General features: G+C 38.7%; 14 protein-coding genes and 1 tRNA gene. 12 read left to right on the top strand and 3 right to left on the bottom strand.

Annotated features, from left to right (window positions below; genetic code table 11):
• Positions 1 to 193: 193 nt before the first annotated feature.
• From FC093_RS17535 to FC093_RS17525, 3 genes are all read left to right on the top strand, one after another.
• Positions 194 to 1,843, top strand: coding sequence for a SusD/RagB family nutrient-binding outer membrane lipoprotein (locus FC093_RS17535; protein WP_137263109.1), 1,650 nt, complete (start codon positions 194 to 196; stop codon positions 1,841 to 1,843).
• Positions 1,844 to 2,020: 177 nt separating this feature from the next.
• Positions 2,021 to 4,180 carry a ligand-binding sensor domain-containing protein gene (locus tag FC093_RS17530; RefSeq protein ID WP_137263108.1) on the top strand — a complete coding sequence of 720 codons (2,160 nt, stop codon included), beginning with the start codon at positions 2,021 to 2,023 and terminating at the stop codon, positions 4,178 to 4,180.
• 876 nt (positions 4,181 to 5,056) lie between these two features.
• Positions 5,057 to 6,220, top strand: coding sequence for a glycoside hydrolase family 43 protein (locus FC093_RS17525; protein ID WP_137263107.1), 1,164 nt, complete (start codon positions 5,057 to 5,059; stop codon positions 6,218 to 6,220).
• A gap of 68 nt (positions 6,221 to 6,288) precedes the next feature.
• Here FC093_RS17525 and FC093_RS17520 read toward each other — a convergent pair whose 3' ends face one another.
• A complete protein-coding gene (locus FC093_RS17520; protein WP_137263106.1) occupies positions 6,289 to 7,179 on the bottom strand; it encodes a diacylglycerol/lipid kinase family protein in 891 nt (296 codons plus the stop codon).
• A 71-nt stretch (positions 7,180 to 7,250) separates the two neighbouring features.
• On the opposite strand from FC093_RS17520, the gene surE reads away from it, so the two are divergent.
• Together surE and FC093_RS17510 are read left to right on the top strand one after the other, a co-directional pair.
• Positions 7,251 to 7,985, top strand: a complete 735-nt coding sequence (gene surE / locus FC093_RS17515; protein ID WP_137263105.1) for a 5'/3'-nucleotidase SurE — start codon at positions 7,251 to 7,253, stop codon at positions 7,983 to 7,985.
• Positions 7,986 to 8,470: 485 nt separating this feature from the next.
• The gene (locus FC093_RS17510; RefSeq protein WP_137263104.1) at positions 8,471 to 8,851 is read left to right on the top strand and encodes a LytR/AlgR family response regulator transcription factor; all 381 of its coding nucleotides are present in this window, start codon (positions 8,471 to 8,473) and stop codon (positions 8,849 to 8,851) included.
• A gap of 489 nt (positions 8,852 to 9,340) precedes the next feature.
• Here the strand turns inward: FC093_RS17510 and FC093_RS17505 are convergent, their stop codons facing one another.
• Positions 9,341 to 10,312 (bottom strand): acetyl-CoA carboxylase carboxyltransferase subunit alpha, encoded by a 972-nt coding sequence (locus FC093_RS17505; RefSeq protein WP_137263103.1) that lies wholly within the window; start codon positions 10,310 to 10,312, stop codon positions 9,341 to 9,343.
• Positions 10,313 to 10,414: 102 nt separating this feature from the next.
• Here FC093_RS17505 and FC093_RS17500 point away from each other — a divergent pair.
• From FC093_RS17500 to FC093_RS17490, 4 genes are all read left to right on the top strand, one after another.
• Positions 10,415 to 10,488, top strand: a tRNA-Asp gene (locus FC093_RS17500).
• Positions 10,489 to 10,737: 249 nt separating this feature from the next.
• Positions 10,738 to 11,964 carry a site-specific integrase gene (locus tag FC093_RS17495; protein ID WP_240743348.1) on the top strand — a complete coding sequence of 409 codons (1,227 nt, stop codon included), beginning with the start codon at positions 10,738 to 10,740 and terminating at the stop codon, positions 11,962 to 11,964.
• Positions 11,965 to 12,017: 53 nt separating this feature from the next.
• Positions 12,018 to 12,494: a DUF4365 domain-containing protein gene (locus FC093_RS23830; protein ID WP_170971140.1), complete on the top strand. Its 477-nt coding sequence runs from the start codon at positions 12,018 to 12,020 to the stop codon at positions 12,492 to 12,494.
• A gap of 7 nt (positions 12,495 to 12,501) precedes the next feature.
• Positions 12,502 to 12,939, top strand: coding sequence for a DUF4365 domain-containing protein (locus FC093_RS17490; RefSeq protein WP_170971139.1), 438 nt, complete (start codon positions 12,502 to 12,504; stop codon positions 12,937 to 12,939).
• 141 nt (positions 12,940 to 13,080) lie between these two features.
• Here FC093_RS17490 and FC093_RS17485 read toward each other — a convergent pair whose 3' ends face one another.
• On the bottom strand, positions 13,081 to 13,680 hold the full coding sequence (locus FC093_RS17485) for a LexA family protein (protein WP_137263101.1): 600 nt from the start codon (positions 13,678 to 13,680) through the stop codon (positions 13,081 to 13,083).
• A gap of 139 nt (positions 13,681 to 13,819) precedes the next feature.
• On the opposite strand from FC093_RS17485, the gene FC093_RS17480 reads away from it, so the two are divergent.
• Genes FC093_RS17480 through FC093_RS17470 form a run of 3 tightly spaced genes read left to right on the top strand, consistent with a single transcriptional unit; the run spans position 13,820 to position 17,051 of the window.
• Positions 13,820 to 14,854, top strand: a complete 1,035-nt coding sequence (locus FC093_RS17480) for a cyclic GMP-AMP synthase DncV-like nucleotidyltransferase (protein WP_137263100.1) — start codon at positions 13,820 to 13,822, stop codon at positions 14,852 to 14,854.
• Positions 14,855 to 16,570, top strand: coding sequence for a ThiF family adenylyltransferase (locus FC093_RS17475; protein WP_137263099.1), 1,716 nt, complete (start codon positions 14,855 to 14,857; stop codon positions 16,568 to 16,570). It begins immediately after the preceding gene.
• The gene (locus tag FC093_RS17470; protein ID WP_240743347.1) at positions 16,500 to 17,051 is read left to right on the top strand and encodes a Mov34/MPN/PAD-1 family protein; all 552 of its coding nucleotides are present in this window, start codon (positions 16,500 to 16,502) and stop codon (positions 17,049 to 17,051) included. The genes FC093_RS17475 and FC093_RS17470 overlap by 71 nt, the downstream gene beginning before the upstream one ends.
• Positions 17,052 to 17,055 lie beyond the last annotated feature (4 nt).

Genomic DNA, 17,055 nt, shown 5'->3' with positions numbered 1-17,055 from the left:
TTTTAATTAGGGTAAAAATTGAAATAGGAAACCGGACATTACTCATCTTACGAGCGGTAAAATGCAGGTTACATCCGACTTTTAAAACAATAAAAAATTTTCAGATGAAACGGAGCATGGCAAATCTTTAACATACAGAGAAATAAAAGATGCGAAGTTCCATCTGACCTATAAAACAATAAAAAATTTTCAGATGAAATCTTTTTTAATAAAAACATTCGTCCTGTTAGCCATTATTGCAGTTGCCTCCTGTAGTAAAGATGCTTTACGGAATGACGATATTCTAAGACAACTCGATGCGACCGAGTCGGTAAATGATCCCTTCCTTTTATCATCCATTATTAAAAATACGACCCTTTTTTACCAGGAAAGAGGTTACGAGAACAGTAAATTACCCGGCGCTGTTCAATATATGGAAAGAAATTTCCAGGGCGGCGATAATTACTATGATGGTTTTAAAACGCCTGCCGATGATCTGTACGCTGCAATGGATATTTTAAAACTGGTTGATGGTGCTATCGGTTTGGCAGATAAAAGAGGTTCGCTTTCGCACAAAGGTATTTTTACCATTTTCAGAGTGTTGCTGTTTTCCTTTATCACTGATTTTTATGGAGATATTTATTACTCCGAAGCGCTGAAAGGAAGAGAAGGCATCCTTTACCCCAAATACGATAAGCAGCAAGATATTTATACCGGTTTATTAAACGAACTGGATCAGGCCAACACATGGATAGCACAGGGCACAGAAGAAATTTCTTCTTCTTATGATCTGATGTTTGGCGGACAAAAAATTCAATGGCAAAAATTTGCAAACTCATTAAAGCTTCGCTTGCTGATGCGGGCTTCTAATAAATTGGCAGATGCAGGCACGCAAATGCAAGCAATTTTAAATAATCCTGCTACACCCGTTTTTACGGAGGCAGGCGATAATGCATCCATCAGTTATATTGGAACAAATGCAGATAATTCGTGGAATGGCGGCACATTGAACTGGGAAGGCAATGAAGAGTTTGATAAGAGAAGACCGGCAAAAACACTTGTTGATAAATTAACGGAATACAACGATCCGCGATTGCAGGTTTGGATTGCACCGGTTGAACAACCCTGGACAAGCGATCCTGCACAAAACGGTGTTTCGCTTGCTATAACCGATCCTAACGGGTTTAGTTATACTTCTACCTGGGAATATATTGATCGCAGTAATCCTGCCATTGCTGCACAGGCTTCAAACATTTTGGATTCAAATAAATTGTATGTTGGCTTTATAGCAGGCATGCCCGGCGATTATAAAAATGGTAACGGTCATTATAACACGCAGGATGGTGGTGTGGTTGGCAATTTCAAAGTGTCCAAATTTTCGCAGCTCTTCCGGCAAAACAGCCATCCTTTACTAAAAGCGATGATCATGAACAGTGATGAGGTGCAGTTTATTTTGGCCGAAGCTGCTGCAAAAGGCATGATAACCGGTGATGCAGATGCATACTATCGCAAAGGCATTACTTATTCCATGCAACGCTGGGGAATTGCAGATACTGAGATAACTACTTATCTCGCACAACCATCTGTTACATTGCCTGCAGATGAAGCAGGAAAACTGGCAAAAATAGCCGATCAAAAATGGCTGGCTTTATTCCTTGTTACTACAGAAACATATCTCGATATACGCCGTACACAATTGCCTTATATTTTCAAAAACGGCAACCTTTCTACTTTCGAGTTCCCATTACGTTACCGTTATCCGGGCAATGAATTAGGCCAAAACAAAGACGCTTACGATGCCGGCGTTGCAGACCTCGTTCCTGCCGTGGATGATGAACATTCAAAGATGTGGTTGTTACAATAAAAATGTAAGCTGCAAGCGTCGCGAACGATGAGCTGTAAGTGTTTTTTCATAGCTCATGGCTCAGCTCGTGCCTTTACATCAGTACAGGTGTGCGACGCAACGGAGTTTAATACTTGTACAAAAGCCAGGTACAAAAAAATGCAAGATTTATAAACCATTTATAAAATCAAGCTACGCATGTGGAAATCTTTTTCTGTTTGTTTATTATTTCTTTTTTCTGTTCTTGTTTCTTCTGTTGCATTTGCTGAGCCTGACACGCTTTTTAAACAGGCCATTTCTGTAAAATATGAAATGCCCGAATCGCTACAGGGAATCACTTTAAAAAAAACAGTAACAGATTACAATGACATTGTGTATGTGCTGGCAGAAAATGGGCTGTACAAAGTGTTTGATAAACAAGTAGCAAAAGACATTCGTTATACACCGCTTGCAAAAAAAATTCCGGTTGATATTGCAGTGCAGGAAGGCGCAAAGCATTTGTATTATTTATATGAAGATGAAGTGCTCACGAATGGTTATGCAGGTGTTCCGTTTTCAAAGCTGCCGAAAGGAAAATACTCCATGCTGGCAGTAGCTGCGAATGGAAATATCCTTTTAACAGGTAAAGATGCAGCCGATATTTTTACCGGTGATAAATGGATACATCTTACCAAACCAAACGTTGATTTTTTATTGGTAACAATAAATGACGGTGTTTTTTATGCGCTTAGTAAACAAGCTGTTTATAAATTGGATGGTAATAATTTCAAAGTACTGCACAAGGGCAACGATCTGCATTCCATGAGTTTTAAAAAGGATGAAATTATACTCGCTACTTCACAAGGTTATTATGGTATTAGCAACAAAAACGGTGATACGTCTCTTACGCTTCAAACAAAAGTGCCGGTTGAAAATATCAATTGCTTGAGTACGGTAAACAATACAATTTGGGCGGGTACAAACGAAGGCGCTTATATGCGTCAACCCGAAGGAAGTTATCATTATTATGCTTCAAAAAGATGGCTGAATGAAGACAAAGTGATAGGCATAACTTCAGACAGTAAAGGCAATGTTTACCTGCTCACACCCACTGGATTGAATAAAATTGAATTCATCTCGCAAACACTTGCCGAAAAAGCAAAATATTTCCAGGATGATATAAGACAAAGACACATTCGTTATGGCTTTATTTCGAATATTACTTTCACCGTTCCAGTCGATATAACCACTTCACAACTTACCGATACAGACAACGATGGCTTATGGAGTTCTTTTTATCTCGGCAGCCAGGCATTCTGCTATGCGGTTACAAAAGACACGCTGGCTAAGCGTTATGCCTGGGAAGCGTTTGAAGCATTTGAAAGACTTATTTCCATTAACCCGTTAAAAGGTTTTCCGGCAAGAACCTTTGAAAGAATTGGTTTCAAACATTCTGATCCTGAACGCTGGCACGAATCACCTAATGGTCAATGGGAATGGAAAGGAACCACGAGCAGCGATGAATTTGTGGCTTATATATGGGTAGCTGCAGTGATGAATGAAATGACTGCAGAAACAGCTGCGGAGAAAAAAAGAGTAGCAAATTTTATGGATAAAATTCTCACCCACATTATTGATAACAATTATTATTTTATTGATGCAGATGGCAAGCCAACCATGTGGGGCAAATGGAATCCCGAATACATTAATTCATTTCCTTCAACCGTTGGCGATAGAAAACTCGGCAGCACAACTATTATTGCGGGCTTGCAGTTGGGATATGCTTTAACAGGAAAAGAACTGTATAAAAAAGAAGCATTAAGATTAATGAACGATCATGGTTATCTTAAAAATATTCTTGTTCCCTGCGAAAATCTCAAGCCTACAAAAGTGGTGTTATCTGAAGGCGTTGTGGTGGGCGAAGACTGGAATCACTCGGATGATGAAATGGCTTTTTTAACCTATTGGGTGTTGTATAATTATGCTTTTAACGATCAGTTGAAAAAGCAATATGCGGATGTAATCCGTGACCATTGGCAAATAGAAAAACCAGAAAGAAATGCGTTATGGAATTTGATAAGCTTAGGCACTTCCGGTGCTTTTGATAAAGAATCAACGCTTTGGCATTTGCGTGGCTTTCCAATGGATCTTATTCGCTGGAATATAAAAAACTCGCATCGTAAAGATATTGTTTTACTTCCACCAAATTTTCGTGAACAGCGTACAAAAGAATTGTTGCCGCCGGATGAAGTTCCCATGCATCGCCATAATACCAATGCTTTTATACTCGATGGCGGTGATGGTGGAAAAGAGGAATTGGCAGGCGATGAATATTTGTTGCCTTACTGGATGGCACGCTATCTTAAAGTGCTGGAATAGTAAAAACCAGTTTGATCTTAGTTTTGAGATATATTTAATTGGTGCAGGAATAACCTTCCTGAAGTAAAGTTTATTGTCTTTTTTGTTTTCTTGTATTGGTTGTTTTTCTTTCTGAATAATTCTCCTTTGAGTTCCAGCCTGTGTGTGCATCAAGTATTATTCGGCTATTGTTTTTTTACCACTTTATACCATTTGTTTGTCGGCAAGTGATAAGTTATAATTATAGGCATTTTGCCATGCCTGTCTTCAACCATCTCCGACACACTTCGCACGCAAGAATAATTTTACATGTCACCTGGCTAACATCAAAATATATCAACCGTATTCAGGATGAACTGCCGTCACCAACCAATGACAGAATTTGCTTACTAAATACAGCCAGCTTTTTTCAGGTCGGGTCAATTAACAGGCAATTTGATGCTTTCGGGTGGCTTTACAACCTTCAGATTTATTAGGTTCAGTTACCCTTTTTTGATGCAAAAACAATAGAAGGATATTCCTTAATTATTCAATGGAAAACCAGTCTTCCCGGAGGACGATTGTTCGTTTTTATTACATTTTTGTTATCTTCTTTAGCCTTAATGCTATATCAATTAAAGGTTGTTTAAATTCTATACGAATCAGGAACCGCTAAGACCTAAAGAAAAGAACCTGCCTGAATGAAGACGGGGTTACACGAAGTATGCTTTATCATTCTTTGTGCCCTTAGCGCCTTTGTGGGTAAAGCAATTATTTCTAAACAGCTTCTTAGACTTAAATAGTACCACATGCGCTTTTAAACTCACGGCTTACCGCCGAGGATTCTTACTGGTAACTAGTGCCTGTTTGAATGCGGTATTAGCCTACATTTGTTTTTTACGAAATACAATGGCCATTATGAAAAATATCCTGCTTTTTTTATTCTTTTTCATAGAAATTTCTTTGCACGCGGCGATAGCTCAAACAACGCAACGTGTTGCTAAGGTCAACGCTACTTTTTCAAATCCATTGGACGTGCAGTTTGGTGACCCTTTTGTGTTGTATACGGGCGATATGTATTACATGTATGGTACCGGAGGCGGAGCAGATAAAGGATTTGCCGCTTATTCATCAAAAGATATGGTGAACTGGAAGCGTGAAGGGCAGGTATATTTTCATGACAATAAAAATGGCTGGAGCGACCCGGCTGCCAACTGGGGTGGTGCGTATTGGGCGCCTGAAGTGTATGAGGTAAAGGGTAAATTTTACCTGTTTTACAGTGCGCAATGGAAGGAAAATCCAACCCATGAAGCGGAGAATTTCCGCATTGGGGTGGCAGTAGCAGATAAGCCTACCGGTCCATTCATTGATTTAGCCAATAAACCTGTTTTTGACCCTGGCTATCCCACTATTGATGCCAATGTGTTTTTTGATACGGACGGCAAAGTTTATCTGTACTACTCCCGCGTAGCTTACAAACACCCGGTGGAAAGCGAAATTGCTGATTGGGCACAAGAAAAAGGCTGGTATAAGGAGATTGAAGAAAGCTGGGTATATAGTGTTGAACTCAGACCTGATTTTTCCGGCGTCATTGGCGAACCGGTTTTGTTGCTGCGCCCGCCCGTTCATCTCAGCGACAAACAGGCAGAATGGGAAAGCCGGTCTGTAACAGCCCACGAAGTGAACCGCCGCTGGACCGAAGGTTCTGTTACGTTTAAAAAAGAAGACACGTATTATATCATGTATTCCGCCAACTACTTCGGTGGTCAGTATTATGCCGTTGGTTATGCCACTGCTACATCACCTTTAGGTCCTTATAAGAAAGCTGCCAATAATCCGGTGCTGCAGAAAAATACAGATAAAGGTGGTACCGTAACCGGTACGGGGCACAACAGCATTACATACTCACCGGATGGCAAAGAGATGTTTTGCGTTTATCATGCAAGAACTACCAAAACAGGCGACGAAAGAGTGGTATTTATTGACCGCATGCAGGTGAAGGATGGAAAAATAACCGTCTTTGGACCTACCACCACACCGCAAAAGCTTCCCTCGGGTGTAAGGAAAATTATTAATGAATGATGTGTTTTTAATACTTTTTATTAAAGCAATTCCCGCATACTTTGATACGCTACGGTAAAGACGGAAAGTTAGGGCGCCAAAAACTCCAACAAACCTGGCTTTACTTCAATTGCTACTTCTGCTTTATCTTTAATTTTTAAAACCTCATCGTCTGCATGTACATGCGTTCCATCCCAGTTTAATGTTACGTTCTTTGCTTTAATTGTTTTAAAGTCATAGTTCTCTTCGTTGCCACTTACTTTATCGGAGATGTAAGCAGCAAACTTTTCTTTATCCTCTTCCGGCAGCAGCACTACTTCCATTTCACCATCACCGGGATCGCCATTTTGCGACAAAAAAAGATTAGGGCCGATAGAGCGTATATTCATTACTTCTGCAAGTAAAAATTTCCCCGAATAATCCTTCCCGTCTATTATCAGGTTACATTTTTTTGGTTCGTACGAAAGGGTAATGTTGTGTAGTTCATGCAATGCCGTTTGTATACGCTGTTCCGGCGTGTCTGCTGATGTTTCTTTTTTCATTACCTGCATGAGGTAAGGAAACAACCCATAGCCAAAGCTCTCAAGAAAAAAGGAAGCATCCTTTACATTACTGATCTTACCTACATCATACTTTTTTATTTTTCCCTTGTGCCACGATTGAATAATAGCTTCTGTACTCCCTGTAATTTGTAAGGTTTTACTGATGTTATTTGCTGTGCCCATAGGCAACAGGGCAATAGGAAATGTTTTATCCAGTACTTTTCTATCTAATAATTCTTTGGTTATTTTTCTTACGGTGCCATCGCCACCGGCAACTATTACAAAATCAACATCCTTTTCAAAGTTGTCCCAAAACCATCCTTTTACAGATGAATACCTGCATTCAAAACCGGCAGCTTCAATTTGCGAAACCAGTTCCTCTTTACCATGACCTTCGTCACCCGCTTTGGGATTATGAAACAGCCTTGCAACTTTCATAGTGGGATCTTTATATCTTGGGTTTTAAAATCATACCAATTTATCTGGCATGAAAATACGGGAGAAAAATTATGAAAATACTTATTTCAAACGATGATGGTATATACAGCCCCGGTATCGCTGCATTGGCTAAGTCAGCTTTAAAATTTGGACAGGTAACGGTTGTAGCACCCGATGTGGAACAATCTTCTATGGGGCATGCAGTTACCCACTCCAAACCTTTGTCTATAAAAGCCGCACCCATAAAATTTGAAGGCATAGAGGCTTTTCGTGTTAATGGCACACCGGGCGATTGCGTGGCCTTAGGTACACATATACATGCCAATACAGATGTAGTATTGTCGGGTATTAATATGGGGCCCAATTTGGGTAATGGTATGTGGCATTCCGGCACGCTTGCGGCTGCGAAGCAAGGTGTTTTGCTAGGGTATAAAGGCATTGCATTCAGTACCCTTGTTGGTAAATCAGAACCTGATTTTGATAAGCTTGTCCCTTTTGTAGAGCAATGTTTAGAGCTGCTGTTAAAAACGCAGGGAAAAGGGCTGTATAATGTAAACCTGCCTGAAAACCCCAGAGATATTAAGTGGACGAGGCAGTCGGTAAGATTTTACGATGGTATTGTAATGCCCGGAACGGACCCATTTGGCAGGAAACATTACTGGTTTAACGTAAGACCATTGGAAGCTGCTGAAGAAGGTTCAGACAGGTGGGCGTTCGAAAATGATTTTGTATCTATCACTCCTTTATGCCTTGACTTAACCGATCATGAACAGCTTAGGAAAGTGCAGGAGCAACAACCACTGTAAATGATTATAAATATTCTCTGTATAAGGCGATATTCTTACCTGTACTAATACTTTAGCCGGTTATATAGCTTGTAACTGCGCCTCAGAGTAGTTGCCATCACTATCTATATGCCATTCATCGGTTGTTTGAAGATCCGTGTGAAATGAGGGCGTTGATTTCTGCTTTTTACTATGTATTTTAACAGTTAGAACTTTCCGGATACATCAAAATAAACTTCATAGGTTTCAGATAAAAAAATTCATGCTTCACGCTTTTATTTTCATCCTTCACTATTTATTTAATCTACGAAATGTGTCGCACTCATCCATTGTATTTTCCGCTCACGTAGAAAAGCCATTACCTTTTGTTAAAGCAGTTAATTTCACAATATAAATAGCTGACCTGTTACGCACCATAAGCAGCATAAGAAAACGCCCATTATTAACGTCTTAAGTGATGATAAAAGAAATGTGATAAAATAGAGAAACATTAAATATTAAAGAAAATGATGACCACTCTAATGAATGAGAAAGACACAAAAAAACGTACCCGTATCCTGGTGAAAAAAGGGGTGGAATATATCTTGCTAAAACTAGAAGACGTAGTCTTTTTTTACACCGAAGAAAAACTGGTATTTGCTATAGATAAAATGAAGCAAAAGTATGTAGTAGATAAAAACCTGAGCATGCTGGAAGCTGGGCTTGACAATACCGTATTCTTTCGTGCAAACAGAAAGTATATTGTCAATATCAATTTTGTAAAAGGCTACAAGCCCTACCAGAAAGTAAAGCTGATAGTGGATATGACGCTGCCCGATTTGAACCACTCAATAATTGTAAGCCAGGAAACGGCGCCCTATTTTCGCAAATGGATTGCAGAGATGTAAAATAAAAAAGTAAGAACAGCAACGTTCTTACTTCCTATATAATTCTCATGTGCTTTTAAATAAGTACAACGGCCGCTATTTCTATAGTGGCCTTTTTATTTTTGAGAAAGTTGTTGCAATATACGAAATTGTATATATAAAAAATAAAAGATAAATTTTTATAACCGGTTTTCAATGTCAGGTAATTGATGCTTTCAGGAAAAGTTTGAAGTTTAAAACATCGCCTTTAACATTGAAAATTTGTACTTGCTAAAATAGAAGAATAGAACCACGAAAATTCAATAAGACGAATTCATCTGTCGGCAGGCAGTATTACATCAAGTACCTTTTATTCTTACTTGTGCCGCTCTGTATTCCTGGTATCTTCTCGGTTCCAAATACTTAACTTTTAATCAGCTTCTGATTGTTGTTGAGGTTAATCATTCCAGCTTGCTACAATAATATAGTGTAAAGTTTATGCCCCTTTTCAGAAAGCTATACATCCATAACCTATTCTTCCCAAAAACCCATTTTTCCAAACTTTTCTATGCGCTGTTCAATACGCGTTTCTGCGGGAATATCTTTTACTTCATTCAGGTTGCGTATGATGGCTTCTTTAAGCAGTTGCGCAGCTTCGTCGTAGTTCCAGTGTGCGCCACCTTCCGGCTCGGGCACTATTTCATCCACTAGTCCAAAGCCTTGCATGTCTTTGGAAGTAAGCTTCAATTGCTCGGCGGCCACTTCTTTTTTCTCCCAGCTACGCCAGAGAATAGAACTACAGTTTTCGGGCGAGATAACGGTGTACCAGGTGTTTTCCATCATTAGCACGCGGTCGCCTACGCCAATACCCAATGCGCCGCCGCTGGCACCTTCGCCAATAATCACGCAAATAACCGGTACTTTAAGGCGTATCATTTCGTAAATGTTGCGGGCAATAGCTTCGCCCTGTCCGCGCTCTTCAGCTTCCGCACCTGGGAAGGCGCCCGGCGTATCTATGAGTGTAATAATAGGTTTGTTGAATTTTTCAGCGAGCTTCATCAGGCGCAGGGCTTTGCGGTAACCTTCGGGATTGGCCATTCCAAAGTTGCGTAGTTGCCGCAGTTTGGTATTGGCACCTTTTTGCTGACCAATAAACATCACCGTTTGCCCGTCCAGTTCAGCAAAGCCGCCCACCATTGCTTTATCATCTCTTACATTACGGTCGCCGTGCAGTTCTATAAAGCTGGTGGACATTTTTTCAACATACTTGAGCGTGTAAGGGCGGTCGGGGTGACGGCTGAGCTGTACCCGTTGCCAAGGTGTGAGCTGCCCGGTTATCTCATGCCTTTTTTCAAGTATCGAATGTTCCAACTGCTGGAGCGTTTGTTCATAATTAATCTTTGGATTTTTGGCCGCCAGCTTTTTAGTCTGGTCTATTTGTTCGTATAATTCTTTAATAGGTTGTTCAAAATCGAGAAACTGTCTGTTAGGATATTGCGGCATAATCTGATTTAGATAAAAGACAAAAGTAAAAATAAAGGCAGAAAGTTTTGCTAAGAAAAATTGTTTCCCCTTATATTTGCACCCCCGAAAGGGAAGAAAGGAGGATCGGTAGTTCAGTTGGTTAGAATGCTGCCCTGTCACGGCAGAGGTCGCGGGTTCGAGTCCCGTCCGGTCCGCAACATTGATATCAAATCGTATTAAAAGCTCACAAACTTATTGGTTGTGAGCTTTTTTTGTTTTCTGCCCTTATCAAAAAGTATCAAAAGAACTCAATCGGAAAGTGCTCTATTCGGTTACCCGAAAATTATTTGGTTCCGGGTAACCGAATTGCGCTGAAACGTAGGCCAGGTAAGCAGTCCAGCAAATGGACATCTTGACCGGCATATACTAACCATTTATTTTTAACCTCAAAAGATAAGGAGGCAATGATGGACACGAAATTGAGTATTCTTTTTTACAGCAAAACATCAAAACAAACCAAAGACGGGCTTACACCAATTTACCTGCGTGTTACTATTAATGGAGAGCGGTTTGAGCAAAGTACACAACGTTATATTTCATCGAGGGCATGGTCCAAAGAAGCGGGGCGTGCAAAAGGCAATTCAGAAGAAGCGAGAACGATCAATTACTTCTTAGATAGTTTAAAACAAAAAGTGTATGATTATCAAAGGGAAATCATACTAGACAATGAGCCTTTTAATCTTCAGGCATTTAAGAAGAGATGGTTAGGTATCAAAGAGCGGACTTATACTTTATTGGAAGTATTCAAGGAGCATAATACGCAACTGTTTGCACTGATTGGAACTGACTGTTCAAAAGCGACCTATTGTAAATATAGAACTACCTATGACCATACTGCGGCTTTTATACAATGGAAGTATGGTATAAAGGATATGGAGATAGCCAAACTCACTTACTCCTTTATTACAGATTATGAATTTTACCTAAAGAGTAAACAGAAGTGCAATCATAATACAACCATCAAATATCTGAGTAACCTCAGAAAGATTGTAAATGTTTGTATCAAAAACGGGTGGTTAGCCAAAGATCCCTTCTTTGGTTTTAAGATGTGCAAGAAAGAAGTAATCAGGGATTTCTTGAGAGAAGATGAAATACAGACATTACTTTCCAAAGATTTTAAGAATGACAGGCTAAATCAGGTAAGAGACATTTTTGTTTTTAGCTGCTTTACAGGGCTTGCCTACATTGATGCGAAACGGCTCAAGCGATCTAATATCTCCGTTGGCATTGATGGTGAGAAATGGATTTTTACTAAAAGAAAGAAAACAGATGCTCCTACACGCATTCCCTTGTTGCCAACCGTACTTCATCTTATAGAACATTATAAAGATCATCCACATTGTCTCAACTCTGGCAGCTTGCTTCCGGTGCCAAGCAATGCAAAGCTAAATGCTTACCTAAAGGAAGTGGCTGATATATGTGGTATAGATAAGCATCTCACTTTTCATATCGCACGCCACACATTTGCTACAACAGTCACGCTCAACAATGGGGTGCCTATTGAAACAGTAAGTAAAATGCTCGGTCATAAAAGTTTAAAAATTACACAGATTTATGCAAAAATTCTTGATCGTAAGGTAAGCGATGATATGCAGGCTTTGCGCAAAAAGTTTGGTGGTAATGGCGGTTGAATAAATTGGTACGCTTACTGAAGATGGGCTTAATGCCACAATGAAATGGAAATATGGGGAATGTTATAGGCAAAAGAGGTGAAAGTATTTTCTCAACCATAATCAGCCGGTATGTTGATCCGGCTGGTTTTTTATTAGATCCTACTTTCTTGGGTGAGAAATTTCCTATAGTGGATTTTTATGTGCATTTATTGAATTACAACATTAAGAAGGCGTTTTTCTTTGCCAGCGTTAAGACTACTACCCTTGGGTATACTGCCGATAACACAAAGCTGAGGATAACTGTTGACAAAGCAGCACTTGCGGAATTAATCAAGTATCCTGTACCTGTTTATCTATTTGGAATTGACGAAAATGAGGAAGTTGGCTTCTTTATCTGTGCAAATCACATGGATACAAATAAGAATTTGAGCGGGATTCCAACCCTGTTTCCAGTGAATGCCATTAATATTGCTCTACTTTGGAAGGAGGTGGCTAATTATTGGAACAATAACAAAGAAATCACGAAATTTGTATCACACTTCAATTAATCAGCAAATGGAGAACAGAAAAGATTTTAATGAGTGGCGGGCTGAAAAATTAGGCTATGTTTATTTCTCACGAATCAAAGATTTAATCATCACAGGGTCAAATGCTGATGATACATTCTTTGATTACCTGATAGATGTTGGTGAAAGCGGAAAACAAACCGGAAGGTTGTTTGGTGTTAAAGTAAAAGCATTGAACGGCACGTCTATTGACATTCAATCTATAATTAAGCAATATCAGCATACATCATTTCCAATGCTACTTATTGCATTCGATAATAAAACAGACCAAGGCTATTTTACATGGATTAAAGAACCTAAAGTGGATGGTCGTTTACTTTTGGATTTCAAGACAAAAGATTGGAACAAATTAGACAATAGCTCATTAGACAAAATAGTTTGTCAAGTAAAAGACTGGTATATACATCAGTCAATACCTTTAGAGTAAAGATCTTCAAATTCTTTGTTACTGCTTTCATTGTGCATATAGAATGAAGTCACTTACACAACTCCGTCTCTATAAATTACTCAGCTGTTTTATAACCATTGTTCTTGCGTTGTTGGCTATATATCTGTAGCAAAACATACTTTATTCGTATTGTAATGTGTTCTTTACAATACCTTCAATCTTCAAATCCTCTTCTGCTATGAAAGGATGATACTCTTCACTGTTAAGTGAATGTAGAATAATATTTTTTCCAGATTTAATAAATTGCTTGATTAATACCTTCCGATTATTGACGCACACAACTATTTCACCATTTTTTGCATGATTCTGCATCTGTGCAATTACTAAATCACCGTTCTTTATTTTAGGTTCCATTGAATTTCCCTTAGCTTCAACAATAAATGCTTCTTCAGCAGGAAACTTTAATAAGCGGGAGGCAATAGGTATTCTGTCGATTGGATTACAGGAAAGCATAGTACCATCAGGACCACATTGAGCCAAGCCATACTTGTTAATGTAGACGATCGCTTTCTCAGGATCGTCCATAATAATATAATCTTTTGAGTTATTTGGATTCCTCTTTAAATATCCCTTCTTTTCTAACTGTTGCAAGTGATGATGTACCACACTTGGAGAGGCAAGCTCAAGTTGTTCCTGAAGTTCACGCATTGTAAGAGGAAATTCAATATTCCCTTTTAGAAGCTTCAAAAGCTTTTCTTGACTGCTATGCAAATCCTTCATGTAGCTAAGTTAAGTGGGATAGAACAAACCATAGAACATGTGAATAAAATGTGCAATCTATGTACATAAAAACATGTTCCACGAAAGATAGTAATCTTAAATTTGTTCTACGATATCTTCTATAATTAAAACTTTAAAAATGGGTAAGATAGTACAAGATCAATTTATCAAGTTTCACAAAAATATTAGGCTTGATATGGATGATCACAGAGATGTTATTGCAAAACGAGATATGTTGATTGAAGAAGTAAGAGCGTATCTAAAAAAGATGTGCGACGAAAAGAAAATTAAGTTGATTCGTTTTGAATCGTTTAATCAGGGTAGTTACTCTATGAGTACAGGTATCAAACCTATAAAAGACGAACATGACTATGACATCGATTGTGGTTTACTATTCGAGATCGATAAAGATAAATATACTTCAGTGCAAGTAAAGCAATGGGTATTTGATGCTTTAGACAGTAACCAGTTTAGAACAGTGGAGTGGAAAAAAGCTTGTATAAGGGTGCAATATAAGCAAGAGGGCTTACCTAGATTTCATGTCGACTTTGCATGTTACTCCAACGCAAATAACGACGGCAAAGTATATCTGGCGAAAGGCAAGCCAAAGTCCTTGCTAGAAGATAAGATATGGGAAGTATCAGATCCTAAGAAGTTGCGTGATTTAATAAACAACCGGTTTTCGGATGATGAAGAATGTAGTCAATTTAAAAGAGAAATCCGTTACATGAAAAGATGGAAGGATAAACAATTCTCCAGTAAGGATGGCAAACCGACAGGAATTGCCTTTACAGCTTTGGCTTACAACGGATTTGTTCCGAGCATCAAGGATCAATTTTCCTGGGCAGTCGATATAAATGATTTAAAAGCAACCAAAGACTTCGTAAATTATGTTTTAAATCAGTTCGGCTGGGATGGTAGGATCCGAGTGAGTTTGCCTGTCCCTCCCGGCAACGATTTATTTATTAAAATGACTGATCAGCAGTGTAAAACCTTCAAAGAAAAACTGGAGTCTCTTAAAGATTCACTAATTGCTGCTGAAAAAGAAGCTGATCCGCACGAAGCTTGTGAAATTTTAAGGAAACAGTTTGGTGATGACTTTCCCGTTCCGCCCAAAGAAGATACCGGTCAAAGTCGTAACAGAGCTGTTGCAGGAACCTCTGAATCTGCTTAAATGGAGAAGGAGAACTTTTTAAATATCCTGCAACAGTCAGAGATTCTTACAGACGTGAAGGAATCAGTATTGCCAGCTCTATCTGCAAGAGGGCTGGCTTTCGGGTTTTCTGGTACAACGGAAGTAGCAGGTTATGAAGTTCATATTTGCATTGGTGCATCGACACACTTTCCGCTTCGCGAACCGATCTTTTTTCTCCTAAATCACAAAGATTTTGAGAAGATCCCTCATGTTGAGGAAGATGGCTATATATGTTATACAAATGATGATAGTCTGGTTTTAGACATTGGAAATGCTGAAGGAATTATACGTGAAAGTTTTGAGCTTGTGAGGCAAACTATCATAAAAGGTTTTTTAAAACAGAACCTGAATGATTTCTACAATGAATATGAGGCATACTGGGCGAAATTAAAGAATCAGACAATAGTTTATACTAACATTTTAGTGGCTGATGAAGTAAAAGGGGTTAAATATACAAGGGTTAGAGAAGCGAGACATTTATTTGCTTCGTCTGATGAGGCAGAGCGAATAAACAGCTTTCACAGATTGTTTAATTCCAAAAACTCTCCACCGCAGTTTCAAAACGGATTATTCATTCCTCTTCTTCCAAATGCTAAAGTTTTTATACCGGAAGGAAATACATCTTTAACCATTGATACGATTAAGCATTTGATAAGCCATCACACATCAGTAGATAACAAGGAGCGAATAAATAAGGCATTAGCCAAAACAAAGATAGACGATTTGATTATTTTTAGCCTTCCCCAACCTAATGGTAAATTTTCATTGTTCGGTATTCGTTTAAAAGGTATCAATCACAGGATACATCCATTATTGAATGCTGATACGAATACGACAATCACACCTTTGCGCGTCCGGCATCTTGATCCAGAATATATGCTTGCAAGAGGAGGGACAGGGCAAACCTTTTTGTCAAAAAAAGTTCTTGTTATTGGAGGCGGTTCCGTTGGTAGTGCTGTTTGTGAAGAAATAATAAAGGCAGGTATTCTAAGTGTAGATATAATAGATAAAGATACTATAGAACCTGAAAATTGCTACAGGCACAACTGTGGTTATAAGTATATTTCTCTCAAGAAAGCAGAAGCAATTAAGACGAAATTAGAATCCTATTACCCTCATTGTAAAGTAACTGCATTTAGCATGTCGATTGAGGATGGGTTCAACAAAAGAAAAATTAATTTGCAACAGTATGATGCTATTATTGTGGCTACCGGCAATGGCACTATCAACCAATATTTAAATGAGGTATTCAGGGCTCAGATACCTGGAATACCTATACTGTTTAGTTGGCTGGATCCTTATGCCATCGGCGGTCATTGCTTACTGACTAATATAACTGATAAAGGATGCTATCAGTGCTTATATCAAAATGGCAGCTTACACAATACAGCTTCATTTTCAGCTCCAACGCAACCAAAAAGCTTTTCAAAAAGTATATCAGGATGTAGCAGCATGTACATTCCTTATGGATCATTGGATGCTTTACAAACAGCCATTTTAACGGTACGAAAGCTCCTGGACGTTTTCCTGAAAAGAGAAGAACAAAATGCGATTTTTTCCTGGAAAGGCAACCCTGATTTATTTCTTTCAGAAGGCTATAACCTGTCTGCAAGATTCCATCAGAATGATGAACAACTTAACTCAGCAAAATACCTTTTTTTACAACCAAATTGCAGAGTCTGTGGTAACAAATGAGCCAATTTTTAATTTAACCAATGGAGGTAAAATCAAACTATCAAAAAGTGCAGTGTACTTAATTAATAAATTAACACAATATGAAGCTCGCTCCCCTGAATCTGGCGGAGTGTTGTTAGGAAGATTTATAAAAGATTCAAAGAACATTGTTGTTGATAAGGTAACGACTCCAATGAAAGGCGACAAACAAACGAGATATTTATTTAAGCGATTATCTCCATTGCATCAATTGATTATTGATTCAGAATGGAATAAAAGCAATGGCACTTGTAATTACTTAGGAGAATGGCACACCCATCCTGAGTTAGTTCCTACGCCTTCAGGGATCGATATAAGAGATTGGAAAAGAAAGCTCAAAACAGATACCTTTTCAAGCCGATTTCTGTATTTCATAATAGCAGGAACCAGAAGCATAAATATGTGGGAAGGTGACAGACGTACAAACGAAATTCGAGGGTTGGAACCAATCAGTGATATATAAGAAG

This window comes from Ilyomonas limi (assembly GCF_005233845.1).
Taxonomy (GTDB): Bacteria; Bacteroidota; Bacteroidia; order Chitinophagales; family Chitinophagaceae; genus Ilyomonas; species Ilyomonas limi.
This window is presented reverse-complemented; position numbering and strand designations above follow the sequence as displayed.